The sequence below is a fragment of the Pseudomonas sp. GW821-FHT02A11 genome (genome assembly GCF_059421985.1).
Genome location: NZ_JBWKWB010000009.1, coordinates 207,203 through 221,662 on the forward strand (window position 1 = coordinate 207,203; position 14,460 = coordinate 221,662).

Here is a 14,460-nt window from a genome sequence, read left to right on the forward strand (position 1 = left end):
GCTCACGCGCCCTCGCCCTGGATTATCGTCGCAGCCCCGGATCTGGCCGGGTGACGAGGAGGGTGGCATGAACAGGGCGAATGAAAGTGATGAAGAGGTTGCTCGCAAGGCATTAGGGTTGCTTGAGCTGACGTCGTTGAATGCGGATGATTGTTCCGAGCGAATTGTCGCGTTGTGTGAACGGGCGCTGACTCCCGTGGGAAACGTTGCAGCGGTTTGCGTATCGCCCCGATTCGCCGGGCTGGCACGCAGGACGCTCGACAGCCTCAATGCGCGGGAAGTCAAGGTGGCCGCCGTCGTGAATTTCCCGAACGGAGGGGCTTCGATCAGCAGTGTTGAATCGGAAACCCACGCCGCGATGCTGGCAGGTGTCGACGAAATCGATCTGGTCTACCCCTTCAACGCGCAGATGAGCGGCGACAAGCGGCTCGGTGGTGAAATGATCGCCGCGTGCAGGGCCAAATGCGGACAGCGCGGCAGGCTGACCGTCACTCTGGAAACCGGTGTGCTGCGCGATCCGCAAATTATCCACAGCGCCTGCCGCACGGCCATTCGTGAGGGGGCAGCCTTTCTCAAGACCAGTACCGGCAAACAGATTGCCTGTGCCACACCGCAGGCGGCACGGATTCTGATCGAGGCCATTGCCGAACTGGGCTCGCAAGTGGGGTTCAAGGCGTCTGGCAATGTGCGCACATTGAGCGAGGCGCGGCTGTATCTGGAGATGGCGCAGGCGCGATTCGGGCCGGGCTGGCTGGAGCCGGGGCGCTTGCGACTAGGGGCTAACAGCCTGCTGGATGACCTGCTGGCGCATCTTGGGGTGCGGCCTTGAGCGGGCAAATCACACAGGCAAAAAAAGACCCGGCAAAAAGCCGGGTCAAAAACCGTGATTAGCCTGATGAGGAGATAATCTGAGAGTCCGAACCAAGGAGCCTTTCAGGTTACCAGCCAGTCTCGCGACTGGATGTGATAATCATAGTGATTCTCATTTGTAAGTCAACAGGCAATCTCAAACTATTTTCAGGATTGCCCGTTACAGTCGGTGTTGGCCCCCATTCCCGGACAATTGTTCGATTAGTTCCTCCTTGCGTTCAGGAGGCAGGTCGCGCCAGTGCTGGTCGAGCAGCGCGCCCTCAATGGCATAGAGCAATGACTTGCGTGATCGAAACCCGCGGGTCTTGACCGCTCGATAAGCACCGATGGCTCCGAGTCGACGTAGGTCGGCGACGCTGTGAATGCCGGATGCGTGTAGCCATTGTGCGGATGTCTTGCCCAGATTTTTCATCTGTAACAGTTCGTCTTCCATGATGCCTCCTTGCGGGTGTAGCTCCTTGGTCCTGACCTCCTGGACTTGTAAACACTGCCTATGCAAGCCATGCAATCAGTGTAGAGCGGGTTATTTCGCACTCGACTGGATTCATCGGCAAATACCGGCCCAACCGCCAGGCGGTAGCTTCAAACGAGGGAATTCGATTGGCGCAGGCCCGGCATGTCTGCGCATGCAGGGCAGGAAATAGACGCCTCGCGAGCGCGAGCGTCGGTATGACTCAGCGGGTGCGGTAACGCAGGCGGGTACCGAAATTGACGGACATGAGGATTTCATCAGCGCTCAGTTCAGCCGGAAAGTAGGCCCCGGAGATTTGCGCGTGGGCAATGCTGGCGCCTTCCAGTGAGGCTGTACGGAAGTCCACGCCTCGCAAGTCGGCCGAGCGAAAGTAGGCGTCCGAGAAGTCGATCTCGTCAGCGTTGAGTTCGCGCAGATCCAGGCCGCGAAAATCGCCGCCGACCAGATCGATAGGGCCGGTTTTGGGACGTTGGAGATTGAAGGCGTTCACGTCATCTTTTCGCAGCAGCGCGAAAAGCGGCGAGTCGAGCTGTTTGGGCTGGTTCATCCTGGCGTCACCTTGTTGGAATTCTGACGCCATTATAATGCCACCATCATCGAGTCGTGAAGTGATGTTCTTCACGATTCGATGATTGGTGCGCTGCGCTTGCGCTCGGGTTTACAGACCCGGCAGGCACTGACGGATGTCGGTTACGAGCTTGTCCAGATCGCCGCTGAGATTGGTCTCAACGTGACGGCTGCGCAGGATTTCGTCAGCCGTCAAAGGCTCGCGATTGGCCAACTGCGCGTCGATGACCTCCATCGTGGCGTCGGACGGGTCATCGTTCTGCGCCTGACGCTGGGCCAGCCAGCCTTCGATCACTGCCTTTGGCGCAGCGCAGTCGAGAATCAGGAACGGCGCGCCGGTCGCTTCGGCGACATTGGCAGTGGTCAGGCGCTGCTCGTGTTTGAGGTAGGTCGCGTCGATCACCACCGGGAAACCGGCGCGCAGGACAACCGCTGCCAGCTCGTTCAGGCGTTGATAGGTCTTGCTGCTGACGTCCGCCGAATACAGGTCCTGGCTGTCGCCGAACAAACGCTTGCGTTCGACATCCGAGCGCAGACGAACGGCCCCCAGCGCTTCAACCAGACGCATGGCCACGTGACTTTTGCCGACAGCCGACACGCCATGGGTGATCGCCAGGAAGTTCGAAGGAATGGCGCTGTAGCTTTCTGCCAGGTTGGCGTAGTTGCGGTACTGGCGCAGGGTGGTGGCGCGCTGCACGTGATCGGCATCGGGCGAGAGGCTGAACAGGGCGACCTTGGCGCGAACCAATGCGCGGTAGGCTTTATAGAAGTTGAGCAGTTCCAGGCCTTCGTAATCGCCGGTGTGCTCCAGATACTGGCTGATCAGGCGGCGGGACAGGCTCTTCAGGCCGCGGTCTTCCAGGTCCATGGCCAGGAAACCGATGTCGGCATAGACGTCGGTCTTGCGGAACGGCTCGTTGAATTCTATGCAGTCGAAGATCACGACCTTGCCGTCGATCAGGGTGATGTTACCCAGGTGGATATCGCCGTGGCATTCGCGGATGAAGCCTTCGGCCTTGCGGCGGCCCATCAACTCTTTCAGGCGCTCGTAGCTGGCGTTCGCCCAGGCTTCCAGTGCATTGAGCTGAACGAGGTCGGCCTTCTCGGAAAGAAACGGCAGGATCTGCTCAAAGTTCTGAGTGACGGGCGCCATCGCGTACTCAGGCGAGCCCAGCGGGCTTTCTGACAGCACTCGCGGCGTGTTCAGGTGGAATTCGGCGATCTGCCGGGCCATTTCGTCGATGTGCGCAGTGGTCAGCTCACCCTTGGCCTGCAGGGTGCTGAGCAGGCCGTCTTGGGAGAACTGACGCATTTTCAGCGCGTATTCGATGACCTCGCCTTCACCGCCAAGCTGCGGCGCTTCAGCGCTGCCCGTAATCGGCAAAACTTCCAGATACAAATCTTCAGTCAGGCGACCGTTGAGCTTCAGCTCTTCATGGCAGAAATGTTCGCGAGCCGACAGGGTAGTGAAATCGAGGAAGCCGAAGTTCATCGGTTTCTTGATCTTATAAACGTAGGGGCCAGTGAGCAGCACCCATGAAATATGCGTTTCGATGACCTGAAATTGCTCCACCGGATGGGGAAACAGGGCAGGATTTTGAAGCGCTGCTATCAGTGTCTGGCTCACGGACGATCCTTGAAAGATGAGAAGTCGATATTGAAATGACTAAAGGTGGCCATTATGGCCGCTCGGCGCATCGCTGCAAACCGCTGTGAGGTGGTCTGCCGATGACTTTGAAAGTGCGTATAATCCGCCGCCATGACTCGATCCCGCACTGCAAAAAAATCCCCTAAACCCACCAACAGCCGCATGCGCAGTCTGTTGGGCTGGGCCCTGAAACTCAGTCTTGTCGGGCTGGTGGTACTGGCCTGCTTCGCTGTTTACCTGGATTCCATCGTCCAGGAAAAATTCTCCGGCAAGCGCTGGACGATTCCGGCCAAGGTCTACGCCCGTCCGCTTGAGCTGTTCGTCGGCCAGAAGCTGTCGCGTGATGACTTCCTGCTCGAACTCGACGCCTTGGGCTATCGCCGCGAAAGCGTCGCCAACGGGCCAGGCGCTGCGGCCGTGAACGGCAATAACGTCGACCTGAATACCCGTGGTTTTCAGTTTTATGAAGGCGCAGACCCGGCCCAGCAAATTCATGTGCGGTTCTCCGGCGATTACGTCGCCGACCTGACTGCCGCCAACGGCTCCAAACTGGCCGTGGCGCGGCTCGAACCGCTGCTGATTGGCGGTCTGTACCCGAAAAACCTCGAAGACCGCATTCTGATCAAGCTCGATCAGGCGCCGCCTTACCTGCTCGACACGCTCGTGACCGTCGAAGACCGTGATTTCTATCACCATCTGGGTGTGTCGCCCAAGTCGATCGTGCGGGCTTTCTGGGTCAACGCATCGGCGGGGCAGTTGCGTCAGGGCGGTTCGACACTGACTCAGCAGTTGGTCAAGAACTTCTACCTGACCAACGAGCGCAGCATCACGCGCAAGCTGACCGAAATCATGATGGCCGTGCTGCTGGAGATGCACTACAGCAAGCAGGAAATCCTCGAGGCTTACCTGAACGAAGTGTTCGTCGGTCAGGACGGTCAGCGCGCGGTCCACGGCTTCGGTCTGGCCAGCCAGTATTTCTTCAGCCAGCCGCTGTCGGAACTCAAGCTGCATCAAGTGGCGTTGCTGGTGGGTCTGGTCAAGGGGCCTTCCTATTACAACCCGCGTCGCAATCCGGATCGTGCCCTTGAGCGCCGCAATCTGGTGCTCGATCTGCTGGAGCAGCAGGGTGTTGCTTCGGCCGAGGCCGTGGCCGCCGCGAAAAAAATGCCACTGGGTGTGACGAAGATGGGGTCGCTGGCGGACAGCTCGTTCCCGGACTTCCTCGATCTGGTCAAACGCCAGCTGCGTCAGGACTACCGCGACGAAGACTTGACCGAAGAAGGCCTGCGCATCTTCACCAGTTTCGACCCGATCCTGCAGATGAAGTCCGAAGCGGCCGTGCGCGAAAGCTTCGCCAAGATTGCCGGGCGCAAGGGCGCGGATGATATGGAAACGGCGATGGTCGTGACCAACCCGGAAACCGGTGAAGTGCAAGCGCTGATCGGCAGCCGTCAGGCCGGTTTCGCGGGCTTCAACCGCGCGCTGGATGCGGTGCGTCCGATCGGCTCGCTGGTCAAACCCGCGATTTACCTGACCGCGCTCGAGCGTCCGCAGCAGTACACCCTGACCAGTTGGGTGCCGGATGAGCCGTTCCAGGTCAAAGGCGCTGACGGCCAGATCTGGAAGCCGCAGAACTTCGACCACAAGGCCCACGGCAACATTTTCCTGTACCAGGGGCTGGCGCATTCCTACAACTTGTCCAGCGCCAAGCTGGGTCTGGATCTGGGCGTGCCGAACGTCTTCAAGACCCTGACCAAGCTGGGCGTGACCCGCGACTGGCCGACGTTCCCGTCGATGCTGCTGGGGGCAGGTGCGCTGAGCCCGATCGAAGTGGCGACTATGTACCAGACCATCGCCAGCGGCGGTTTCAACACGCCATTGCGCGGGATTCGCAGCGTGCTGACTGCCGAGGGGGAGCCGCTCAAACGTTATCCGTTCCAGATCCAGCAGCGCTTCGATCCGGGCTCCATCTATCTGCTGCAGAACGCCATGCAGCGCGTGATGCGCGAAGGTACGGGCAAGTCGGTGTACAACGTATTGCCCAGCACGCTGAACCTGGCGGGCAAGTCCGGTACGACCAACGATTCGCGCGACAGTTGGTTCGCAGGCTTCAGCCAGGACTTGCTGGCGATCGTGTGGATGGGCCGCGACGACAACGGCAAGACGCCGTTTACCGGCGCTACCGGTGCCTTGCAGATCTGGACCAGCTTCATGAAGAAGGCTGACCCATTGCCGCTGGACATGGCCATGCCCGACAACGTCGTTCAGGCGTGGGTCAATGCATCCACCGGCCAAGGCACCGATGCAAGCTGCCCGGGCGCCGTGCAGATGCCGTATATTCGCGGCAGTGAGCCGCAACCCGGCCCGACCTGTGGTGGCCCGTCGGCGCCTGCCGAATCGGTGATGGACTGGGTCAAAGGCTGGTTGAACTAAGCGAAGAGGGTGTGAAGTGAACAAGTGGTGGATTCCGGCTTTAACAGCTCTGGCTTTGCTCAACGGTTGCGCCAGTCAGACGCGCAGCAATATCCCGGTGGTGGACTCCGGTTCTCGCGTGTCCAACAGCGAGCGGGTCTCGGCAAACCGTAACAACACCTATCGCGCTCCGGTGCAGAGCCCGGCGCAAGCGCAATCGATTCAAGAAGATTCCGGCGTAACGGTCATGGTGCCCGGTGGGGCCAATGCCAGCGCAGCACCGATTTCGACGTTCGTGCCGCCGAGCTCGGCGCCAATCAGCAGCGCGCCGATCACCACGTCCCCGGCTTATCAGGCGCCGGCCGACAACACCTACACGCCGCCTGCCGCGACCAGTAACACCTACAACATGCCGTCGTCAGCGCCGACGGGTATTCCTTCGGCATCGAGCGGCGGGCTGTCGGCTGACGAGCAACTCGATGGTCCGGTACTCGCGCTGCTGACCACGGCTCAGCAACAGCAGAGCAGTGGCGACCTCAATGGCGCGTCGTCGAGCCTTGAGCGAGCGCAACGTGTCGCTCCGCGCGAGCCTCAGGTGCTGTATCGCCTGGCGCAAGTGCGTCTGGCCCAGGGCGATGCCCCTCAGGCCGAACAACTGGCCCGTCGTGGTCTGACCTACGCCAATGGTCGTGCCAGCCTGCAAGCCAGCCTGTGGGGTCTGATCGCCCAGGCCCGCGAGAAACAAGGCGATGCGGCGGGCGCCGCGCTGGCTCGGCAGAAGGCCAATGGATAAACGCTTTCCGAAGATCGCCGATCAACTGCTGCTGATCGAGCGCGAACTGCGTGTGCTGGGCTGGTGGAAAGACGTGCCACCCAGCGACGAGGCACTGTCGAGTCGTGAGCCGTTCTGCGTCGACACGCTGGATTTCGATCAGTGGCTGCAGTGGATTTTCCTGCCCCGAATGAAAGTCATCCTGGAACAGGATCTGGCGCTGCCCAATGCGTCGGGTATTCTGGAAATGGCACAGATGGTCTATGCCAGTCGTGCTCAGGAAACCCGCGCGCTGCAAGCGCTGCTGGCGCAGTTCGATCGTTTGATCACCGAATCCGTGTGATCCTCAGTTGCACGTGTCGTCGATGGACTTCTTGACCTCGGCGATACGCGCCTGACGCTCTTCTTCGGTAAACCGCCGAAGCTCCCCGTTAACCTCTTCACGCACTCGCGGGTTGTTCTGTAACTGGGCGAGATTGGTGCGCTGGCGCTGGCAGTATTCCTTGCGCTGGGCATCCTGAGCGGCTACCTGCCTCTTCACCTTCGCATCGGCCGCTTGCTGCTCCTGATTGGCATCCGGCTGTACGGGCGAGGCGGGTGGGGGCGTGACCGGCTTTTGCGATTCGATTTCCTGTGCTGGTTGCCCGACAGGCGGCTGGGCGTCGAAATGAGTGACCCCCTGGGCATCGACCCACTTATAAATCTGCGCCGCATGACCAGTGACACAAGTGACTGCCAACGTCAGGGTGGCGGCGAGCTTCTTCCAGCGCATACGGCTTCCTTAACTTCGTTTGCTGTGCGGTGGAAACCTACCACACACAGGTGACGACGACCTCATTCGGTGCTTTTTCGTGGCAGGTGAGTGAAGAAAGCGCATCGATGACTTGACTTGAGAGAGGCGAATCAGAACAATCCAAAGTCCGCTGTAGAGGGACTGCCAGAAGCAGACCGTCTCGGCAGATCATGAGGCGCACACCCGCGTCGACCTGTTACACCCGCAACGCGTTACCTCGCGCTGGGTGGGAAGACCCCGAAACACTTAAGGGGCGATCCCAATACTTGCTCAGTCAGTGCTGACGTAGTCGGCGACCACCGTCGCTCATGCTCTGCTGGCAGTAAACCTATTAAGACCCGTCTCCTCTTTTGTGGACGGTATTCTGGCGTTTTAGAGGTGAACAACGTGGAGCTTTTATCTGGCGCTGAAATGGTCGTCCGCTTTTTGCGTGACGAAGGCGTTGAGCATATCTATGGGTACCCCGGCGGTGCCCTCCTGCATATTTACGACGCGCTGTTCAAAGAGCCGGCCGTGAGCCACATCCTTGTTCGTCACGAACAGGCTGCCACTCACATGGCCGACGGCTACGCGCGCGCCACCGGCAAGGCTGGCGTGGTGCTGGTGACTTCCGGTCCCGGTGCCACCAACGCCATCACCGGTATTGCGACCGCCTACATGGACTCCATCCCGATGGTCGTGCTGTCGGGCCAGGTTCCAAGCACCATGGTCGGTACCGACGCGTTCCAGGAAACTGACATGATCGGTATCTCCCGTCCGATCGTGAAGCACAGCTTCATGATCAAACACCCGTCGGAAATCCCGGAAGTCCTGAAAAAAGCCTTCTACCTGGCGCAGTCCGGTCGTCCTGGTCCTGTCGTTGTCGACATCCCGAAAGACATGACCAACCCGGCCGAGAAGTTCGAATACGTTTTCCCGAAAAAAGCCAAGCTGCGTTCCTACAGCCCGGCCGTTCGCGGGCACTCGGGTCAGATCCGCAAGGCTGTGGAAATGCTCCTGGCCGCCAAGCGTCCGATCATCTACGCCGGTGGCGGCGTGGTCATGGGCAACGGCTCCGCGCCGCTGACCGAACTGGCGCAACTGCTGAACGCGCCAGTGACCAACACCCTGATGGGCCTTGGTTCGTATCCAGGTACTGATCGCCAGTTCGTCGGCATGCTCGGTATGCACGGCAGCTACACCGCCAACCTGGCAATGCACCACTCGGACGTGATTCTCGCGGTCGGCGCGCGTTTCGATGACCGCGTCATCAACGGTGCCTCGCGTTTCTGCCCGGGCGCCAAGATCATCCACATCGACATCGACCCGGCTTCGATCTCCAAGACCATCAAGGCAGACGTGCCTATCGTCGGTCCCGTGGAGAGCGTGCTGACCGAAATGGTGGCGACCCTCAAGGAAATCGGCGAGGCCCCGAGCAAGGAGTCCGTTGCGACCTGGTGGAAGCAGATCGACGAGTGGCGTGCCGGTGGCGACCTGTTCCCGTACAACCGTGGCGATGGGAGCCTGATCAAGCCGCAGACCGTGATCGAAACCCTGTGCGAAGTCACCAAAGGGGACGCTTACGTGTCCTCCGACGTGGGCCAGCATCAGATGTTCGCGGCGCAGTACTACCGCTTCAACAAGCCCAATCGCTGGATCAACTCCGGTGGTCTGGGCACCATGGGCTTCGGTCTTCCGGCCGCCATGGGCGTTGCGCTGAGCTTCCCGGATGCCCACGTCGCCTGCGTTACCGGCGAAGGCAGCATCCAGATGAACATTCAGGAACTGTCGACCTGCCTGCAGTACAACCTGCCGGTCAAGATCATCCTGCTCAACAACGGCGTGCTGGGCATGGTCCGTCAGTGGCAGGACATGAGCTACAGCGGTCGCCACTCGCACTCCTACATGGAGTCGCTGCCTGACTTCGTGAAGCTGGTCGAAGCCTACGGTCACGTCGGTATGAAGATCACCGATCTGAAAGACCTCAAGCCCAAGATGGAAGAAGCGTTCGCCATGAAAGATCGCCTGGTGTTCCTCGACATCCAGGTCGATGTTGCCGAGCACGTCTATCCGATGCAGATCAGAGACGGCTCGATGCGCGATATGTGGCTGAGCAAGACGGAGCGTACCTAACATGCGGCACATCATTTCGCTTTTGCTGGAAAACGAACCGGGTGCTCTGTCTCGCGTCGTTGGCCTGTTTTCGCAGCGCAACTACAACATCGAAAGCCTGACCGTGGCGCCAACCGAAGACCCGACCCTGTCGCGTCTGACGCTGACCACCGTCGGCCATGATGAGGTGATCGAGCAGATCACCAAGAACCTCAACAAGCTGGTTGAAGTGGTCAAGCTGGTCGATCTGTCGGAGAGTGCTCACATCGAGCGCGAACTGATGCTGATCAAGGTCAAGGCCACCGGCGCCCAGCGCGCCGAGATCAAGCGCACCACGGACATCTTCCGCGGCCAGATCGTTGATGTTTCCAGCAGTGTCTACACCGTGCAGCTGACAGGGACGAGCGACAAACTGGATAGCTTTATTCAGGCCATTGGCACCACCGCCATCCTGGAAACCGTACGCAGCGGCGTCACGGGCATTGCCCGCGGCGACAAAGTGCTGAGCATCTGACCCACTTTTGAGCAACTGGCCTCGCGGCCCAAATAATTTAGCGCATGGCCTCAACGGCCAAGATAACAGGGGAATTTCATGAAAGTTTATTACGACAAAGACTGCGACCTTTCCATCATCCAGGGCAAAAAAGTTGCCATCATCGGTTACGGCTCCCAGGGCCACGCTCAAGCGTGCAACCTGAAAGACTCCGGCGTTGATGTCACCGTTGGCCTGCGTAAAGGTTCGGCTACTGTCGCCAAGGCTGAAGCCCATGGCCTGAAAGTGACTGACGTTGCTTCCGCCGTTGCTGCTGCCGACCTGGTCATGATCCTGACCCCGGACGAATTCCAGGCCCAGCTGTACAAGAACGAAATCGAGCCGAACATCAAGAAGGGCGCCACCCTGGCTTTCTCCCACGGTTTCGCGATTCATTACAACCAGGTCGTGCCTCGCGCTGACCTGGACGTGATCATGATCGCGCCAAAAGCGCCGGGTCACACTGTACGTACCGAATTCGTCAAAGGCGGCGGTATCCCTGACCTGATCGCTATCTATCAGGACGCTTCGGGCAATGCCAAGAACGTCGCTCTGTCCTACGCTTCGGGCGTTGGCGGCGGCCGTACCGGCATCATCGAAACCACCTTCAAGGACGAAACCGAAACTGACCTGTTCGGCGAACAAGCCGTGCTGTGCGGCGGTACCGTCGAGCTGGTCAAAGCCGGTTTCGAAACCCTGGTTGAAGCTGGCTACGCGCCGGAAATGGCCTACTTCGAGTGCCTGCACGAACTGAAGCTGATCGTTGACCTCATGTACGAAGGCGGTATCGCCAACATGAACTACTCGATCTCCAACAACGCCGAATACGGCGAGTACGTGACCGGCCCTGAAGTCATCAACGCCGAATCCCGTCAGGCCATGCGTAACGCTCTGAAGCGCATCCAGGACGGCGAATACGCCAAGATGTTCATCGCCGAAGGTGCTGCCAACTACCCATCGATGACTGCCAAGCGCCGCAACAACAAGGCCCACGGCATCGAAATCATCGGCGAGCAACTGCGCTCGATGATGCCTTGGATCGCCAAGAACAAAATCGTTGACCAGACCAAGAACTAACGTTCTGTAGCCTGATTGCGGTTTACGAAGAACGCGGCCCTCGGGTCGCGTTTTTTCGTTCCGGGGGTTCATCTGGTATAAAGCTGCATCGTTTGCTGGCGCATGTCGCCGCGAGCACCTGTCGAAAATTCATAGCTGCAAGGTAATGTCCATGAGCGAACGTCCCGAAGAGCCGAACAAGGCCTCTGACGCCGAAAGCCTGCTACCGATCGATGAACATATAGAAGAGGGCCACGACGACGAAGGGCGCAAAGTCCGTCATCGCGGCATCTATCTGCTGCCCAACCTGTTTACGACGGCGAACCTGTTTGCCGGTTTCTACGCCATCATCAGTGCCATGAGCGCGCAGAGCGCCTTGAGCGCAGGCGACGCGGCAGGGGCGAGCAAGTACTTCGCCTTCTCGGCCATCGCCATTTTCGTTGCGATGGTGCTCGACGGTCTGGACGGCCGTGTTGCGCGCATGACCAACACCCAGAGCGCGTTTGGCGCTGAATACGATTCCCTGTCGGACATGGTCGCGTTCGGCGTCGCGCCGGCATTGCTGGCGTTCGGCTGGGCGTTGGGCGACATGGGCAAGGTGGGCTGGATGGTCGCTTTCATTTATGTGGCGGGGGCGGCGCTGCGTCTGGCGCGCTTCAACACCCAGGTGGGCAAGGCCGACAAGCGTTACTTCATCGGTCTGGCGAGCCCGGCGGCGGCAGGTGTCGTTGCAGGGACGGTCTGGGCATTCAGCGATTACGGCATCCAGGGTTCCAAGCTGTCCTTTCTGGTGGCGCTGCTGGTGGCGGCTGCCGGCATGCTGATGGTCAGCAACATCAAGTACAACAGCTTCAAGGAGCTGGACCTCAAGGGGCGGGTGCCTTTCGTGGCGATTCTCGCGGTGGTGCTGGTGTTCGCGGTGGTGTTCAGCGATCCGCCGCGCATCCTGCTGCTGATTTTCCTCGGCTATGCAGCGTCTGGCCCGGTTCAGTACCTGTTGCGCCTGCGTCGTCACAAATAGAGTCATAGATTCATTTCACAGGGCACTTCGCAGCCTATAAGGTTGAGCCAATCACCTTGGCTGCGGAGTCGCCATGCTCATCAAGATCCCTTCCGCATCCGCCTGCAAAGAGTCGGATGTCACGCCTGAATCAATCTATCTCTCCCGCCGCGCCGTGTTGGGCGCTTCCTTGGCGGGGCTCGCCGTCAGCGCGTTGCCTTCCTGGGTGCAAGCAGCCGACCCGGTTTCTCAATACGATGGGGTCGACGCCGGGAGCGCGCCGGGCTGGTTCAAGGATAAACTGCCTTCGACCAAATGGCAGGCCGTGACTGTCCAGAACGAGGCCATCACCCCGTACAAGGACGCCACCCACTACAACAACTTCTACGAGTTCGGCACCGACAAGGGTGATCCCGCGCAAAACGCAGGCTCCCTGAAGACCGAGCCCTGGACCGTTGTGATCGATGGTGAGGTGGGTAAGCCGGGTCGCTACGCCCTTGAAGACTTCATGAAGCCTTACCAACTGGAAGAGCGGATCTACCGTTTGCGCTGTGTCGAGGCGTGGTCAATGGTGATCCCGTGGATGGGTTTCCCGATTTCCGAACTGCTCAAGCAGGTCGAACCCACCTCCGAGGCCAAGTTCATACGCTTCGAAACCCTGCAGGATTCGAAAATGATGCCGGGACAGCGCTCCAGCTTTGCCCTGATCGACTGGCCTTATGTAGAAGGGCTTCGTCTGGATGAGGCCATGAATCCTTTGGCGATTCTGGCCGTGGGTATGTATGGGCGCGAGTTGCCCAATCAGAATGGCGCACCGTTGCGTCTGGTTGTGCCATGGAAGTATGGCTTCAAGAGCGTCAAGTCCATCGTGCGCATCAGTCTGGTCAGCGAGCAACCCAAGACTACTTGGCAGAGCATTGCGGCAAATGAATATGGTTTCTATGCCAACGTGAACCCGACCGTCGATCATCCGCGCTGGACTCAGGCCCGTGAGCGGCGGCTGCCGAGTGGGTTATTCAGTCCCAATATTCGGCCAACGGAAATGTTCAACGGGTACGGGGAGCAAGTCGCTTCTCTCTATACAGGCATGGATCTGCGGACGAAATATTGATGCGTTATCTGTTCTGGCGCCTGGCCGTCTTTGTGGCAGTGTGCATTCCACCCGTCATATGGCTGCACCAGGCATGGATTCTCGACCTGGGCCCTGATCCTGGCAAAGCGCTGGTGGATCGCTTCGGTCTGGGAACGCTGGTGCTGTTGCTGATCACGTTGGCGATGACGCCGCTGCAGCGAATCACCGGTTGGGCAGGGTGGGTGCTGGTGCGTCGTCAGTTGGGCTTGTGGTGCTTTACCTACGCGCTGCTTCATATGTTGGGGTATGGCTTCTTTATTCTGGGTTTCGATTGGGCACAGTTGGGTGTCGAGCTAGTCAAGCGGCCTTACATTATTGTTGGCACCCTGGCGTTTCTGGGGTTGCTGGCGCTGGCGATCACGTCCAACCGCTACAGTCAGCGTCGGTTTGGTGCGCGCTGGAAGAAGCTGCATCGGCTGGCGTATCTGATCCTCGGACTGGGGTTGCTGCATTTCCTCTGGATCGTCAGGGCCGATCTTAAAGAGTGGGCTGTCTATGCGTTGATGGGTGTGCTGCTGTTAGTGCTGAGAATCCCCGCAATTGCGAGGCGAATTCCGCGCCTTTCCAGTAGAAGGGCAGGGGCTGTAACAAAAGTTTAAATAAGTGCTTGACGCCCCTCCGAATCTCTCTATAATTCGCCCCACTTCCGGCGCAGTCGGAACCTAAAACTTCTTTAGATTCAATGAGTTACAGGTTCGCGATAGCGAGGAGGTGCTTCGGTCGAAACGCTCTGATCGCAAGCGGTGAAAAAGGTGGTTGACAGCAAGTGGTAACGCTGTAGAATTCGCCTCCCGCTGACGTGAGATGAAGCATCGAACGAAGCGCAAGTGGTTGAAGTTGATCAAGAAATTTTGAAAACTTCTGAAAATAACCGCTTGACAAGATGAGACGCTGCTGTAGAATGCGCGCCTCGGTTGAGACGAAACGCTCTTGACCCACCGCTCTTTAACAACTGAATCAAGCAATTCGTGTGGGTGCTTGCGCTGTAAGACTGAAGTCAACTGATTATCAGCATCGCACGTTACTCCACGAGAAATCATGGTTTAACCAACGATTGCTGAGCCAAGTTTATAGGGTTTTCTCAAAACCCGATTGCAGTATTGAACTGAAGAGTT

14 protein-coding genes are annotated in these 14,460 nt (G+C 59.0%); 10 read left to right on the plus strand and 4 right to left on the minus strand.

Annotation, left to right across the window (positions count from 1 at the left end; translation table 11 throughout):
• The first annotated feature begins 67 nt into the window (after positions 1–67).
• Positions 68–829 (plus strand): deoxyribose-phosphate aldolase, encoded by a 762-nt coding sequence (deoC, locus tag AC07V9_RS15760; RefSeq protein WP_495016593.1) that lies wholly within the window; start codon positions 68–70, stop codon positions 827–829.
• Positions 830–1,030: 201 nt separating this feature from the next.
• Here the strand turns inward: deoC and AC07V9_RS15765 are convergent, their stop codons facing one another.
• The 3 genes from AC07V9_RS15765 to AC07V9_RS15775 form a co-directional block, all read right to left on the minus strand.
• A complete protein-coding gene (locus AC07V9_RS15765; protein WP_495016594.1) occupies positions 1,031–1,303 on the minus strand; it encodes a TfoX/Sxy family protein in 273 nt (90 codons plus the stop codon).
• Between the two features lie 241 nt (positions 1,304–1,544).
• On the minus strand, positions 1,545–1,889 hold the full coding sequence (locus tag AC07V9_RS15770) for a pentapeptide repeat-containing protein (RefSeq protein ID WP_495016595.1): 345 nt from the start codon (positions 1,887–1,889) through the stop codon (positions 1,545–1,547).
• Between the two features lie 111 nt (positions 1,890–2,000).
• Positions 2,001–3,536 carry a bifunctional aminoglycoside phosphotransferase/ATP-binding protein gene (locus tag AC07V9_RS15775; RefSeq protein WP_495016596.1) on the minus strand — a complete coding sequence of 512 codons (1,536 nt, stop codon included), beginning with the start codon at positions 3,534–3,536 and terminating at the stop codon, positions 2,001–2,003.
• 132 nt (positions 3,537–3,668) lie between these two features.
• Here AC07V9_RS15775 and mrcB point away from each other — a divergent pair, with 132 nt between their 5' ends.
• Genes mrcB through AC07V9_RS15790 form a run of 3 tightly spaced genes read left to right on the plus strand, consistent with a single transcriptional unit; the run spans position 3,669 to position 7,084 of the window.
• Positions 3,669–5,990: a penicillin-binding protein 1B gene (mrcB, locus tag AC07V9_RS15780; protein ID WP_495016597.1), complete on the plus strand. Its 2,322-nt coding sequence runs from the start codon at positions 3,669–3,671 to the stop codon at positions 5,988–5,990.
• A 16-nt stretch (positions 5,991–6,006) separates the two neighbouring features.
• Positions 6,007–6,762: a tetratricopeptide repeat protein gene (locus tag AC07V9_RS15785; RefSeq protein ID WP_495016598.1), complete on the plus strand. Its 756-nt coding sequence runs from the start codon at positions 6,007–6,009 to the stop codon at positions 6,760–6,762.
• Complete coding sequence (locus AC07V9_RS15790; RefSeq protein ID WP_495016599.1) at positions 6,755–7,084, plus strand: YqcC family protein; 330 nt, start codon at positions 6,755–6,757, stop codon at positions 7,082–7,084. The genes AC07V9_RS15785 and AC07V9_RS15790 overlap by 8 nt, the downstream gene beginning before the upstream one ends.
• A 3-nt stretch (positions 7,085–7,087) precedes the next feature.
• On the opposite strand, the gene AC07V9_RS15795 is transcribed toward AC07V9_RS15790, so the two are convergent.
• A complete protein-coding gene (locus tag AC07V9_RS15795; RefSeq protein WP_495016600.1) occupies positions 7,088–7,513 on the minus strand; it encodes a DUF4124 domain-containing protein in 426 nt (141 codons plus the stop codon).
• A 408-nt stretch (positions 7,514–7,921) separates the two neighbouring features.
• Between AC07V9_RS15795 and AC07V9_RS15800 the strand changes: the two genes are divergently transcribed.
• From AC07V9_RS15800 to msrQ, 6 genes are all read left to right on the plus strand, one after another.
• Complete coding sequence (locus AC07V9_RS15800) at positions 7,922–9,646, plus strand: acetolactate synthase 3 large subunit (protein WP_495016601.1); 1,725 nt, start codon at positions 7,922–7,924, stop codon at positions 9,644–9,646.
• Between the two features lies 1 nt (position 9,647).
• The gene (gene ilvN / locus AC07V9_RS15805) at positions 9,648–10,139 is read left to right on the plus strand and encodes an acetolactate synthase small subunit (protein WP_093469284.1); all 492 of its coding nucleotides are present in this window, start codon (positions 9,648–9,650) and stop codon (positions 10,137–10,139) included.
• A 78-nt stretch (positions 10,140–10,217) separates the two neighbouring features.
• Positions 10,218–11,234: a ketol-acid reductoisomerase gene (gene ilvC / locus AC07V9_RS15810; protein ID WP_495016602.1), complete on the plus strand. Its 1,017-nt coding sequence runs from the start codon at positions 10,218–10,220 to the stop codon at positions 11,232–11,234.
• 151 nt (positions 11,235–11,385) lie between these two features.
• Positions 11,386–12,234, plus strand: a complete 849-nt coding sequence (gene pssA / locus AC07V9_RS15815; RefSeq protein ID WP_495016603.1) for a CDP-diacylglycerol--serine O-phosphatidyltransferase — start codon at positions 11,386–11,388, stop codon at positions 12,232–12,234.
• A gap of 73 nt (positions 12,235–12,307) precedes the next feature.
• Positions 12,308–13,324 carry a protein-methionine-sulfoxide reductase catalytic subunit MsrP gene (msrP, locus tag AC07V9_RS15820; protein ID WP_495016604.1) on the plus strand — a complete coding sequence of 339 codons (1,017 nt, stop codon included), beginning with the start codon at positions 12,308–12,310 and terminating at the stop codon, positions 13,322–13,324.
• Positions 13,324–13,944, plus strand: coding sequence for a protein-methionine-sulfoxide reductase heme-binding subunit MsrQ (msrQ, locus tag AC07V9_RS15825; RefSeq protein ID WP_495016605.1), 621 nt, complete (start codon positions 13,324–13,326; stop codon positions 13,942–13,944). The genes msrP and msrQ overlap by 1 nt, the downstream gene beginning before the upstream one ends.
• Positions 13,945–14,460 lie beyond the last annotated feature (516 nt).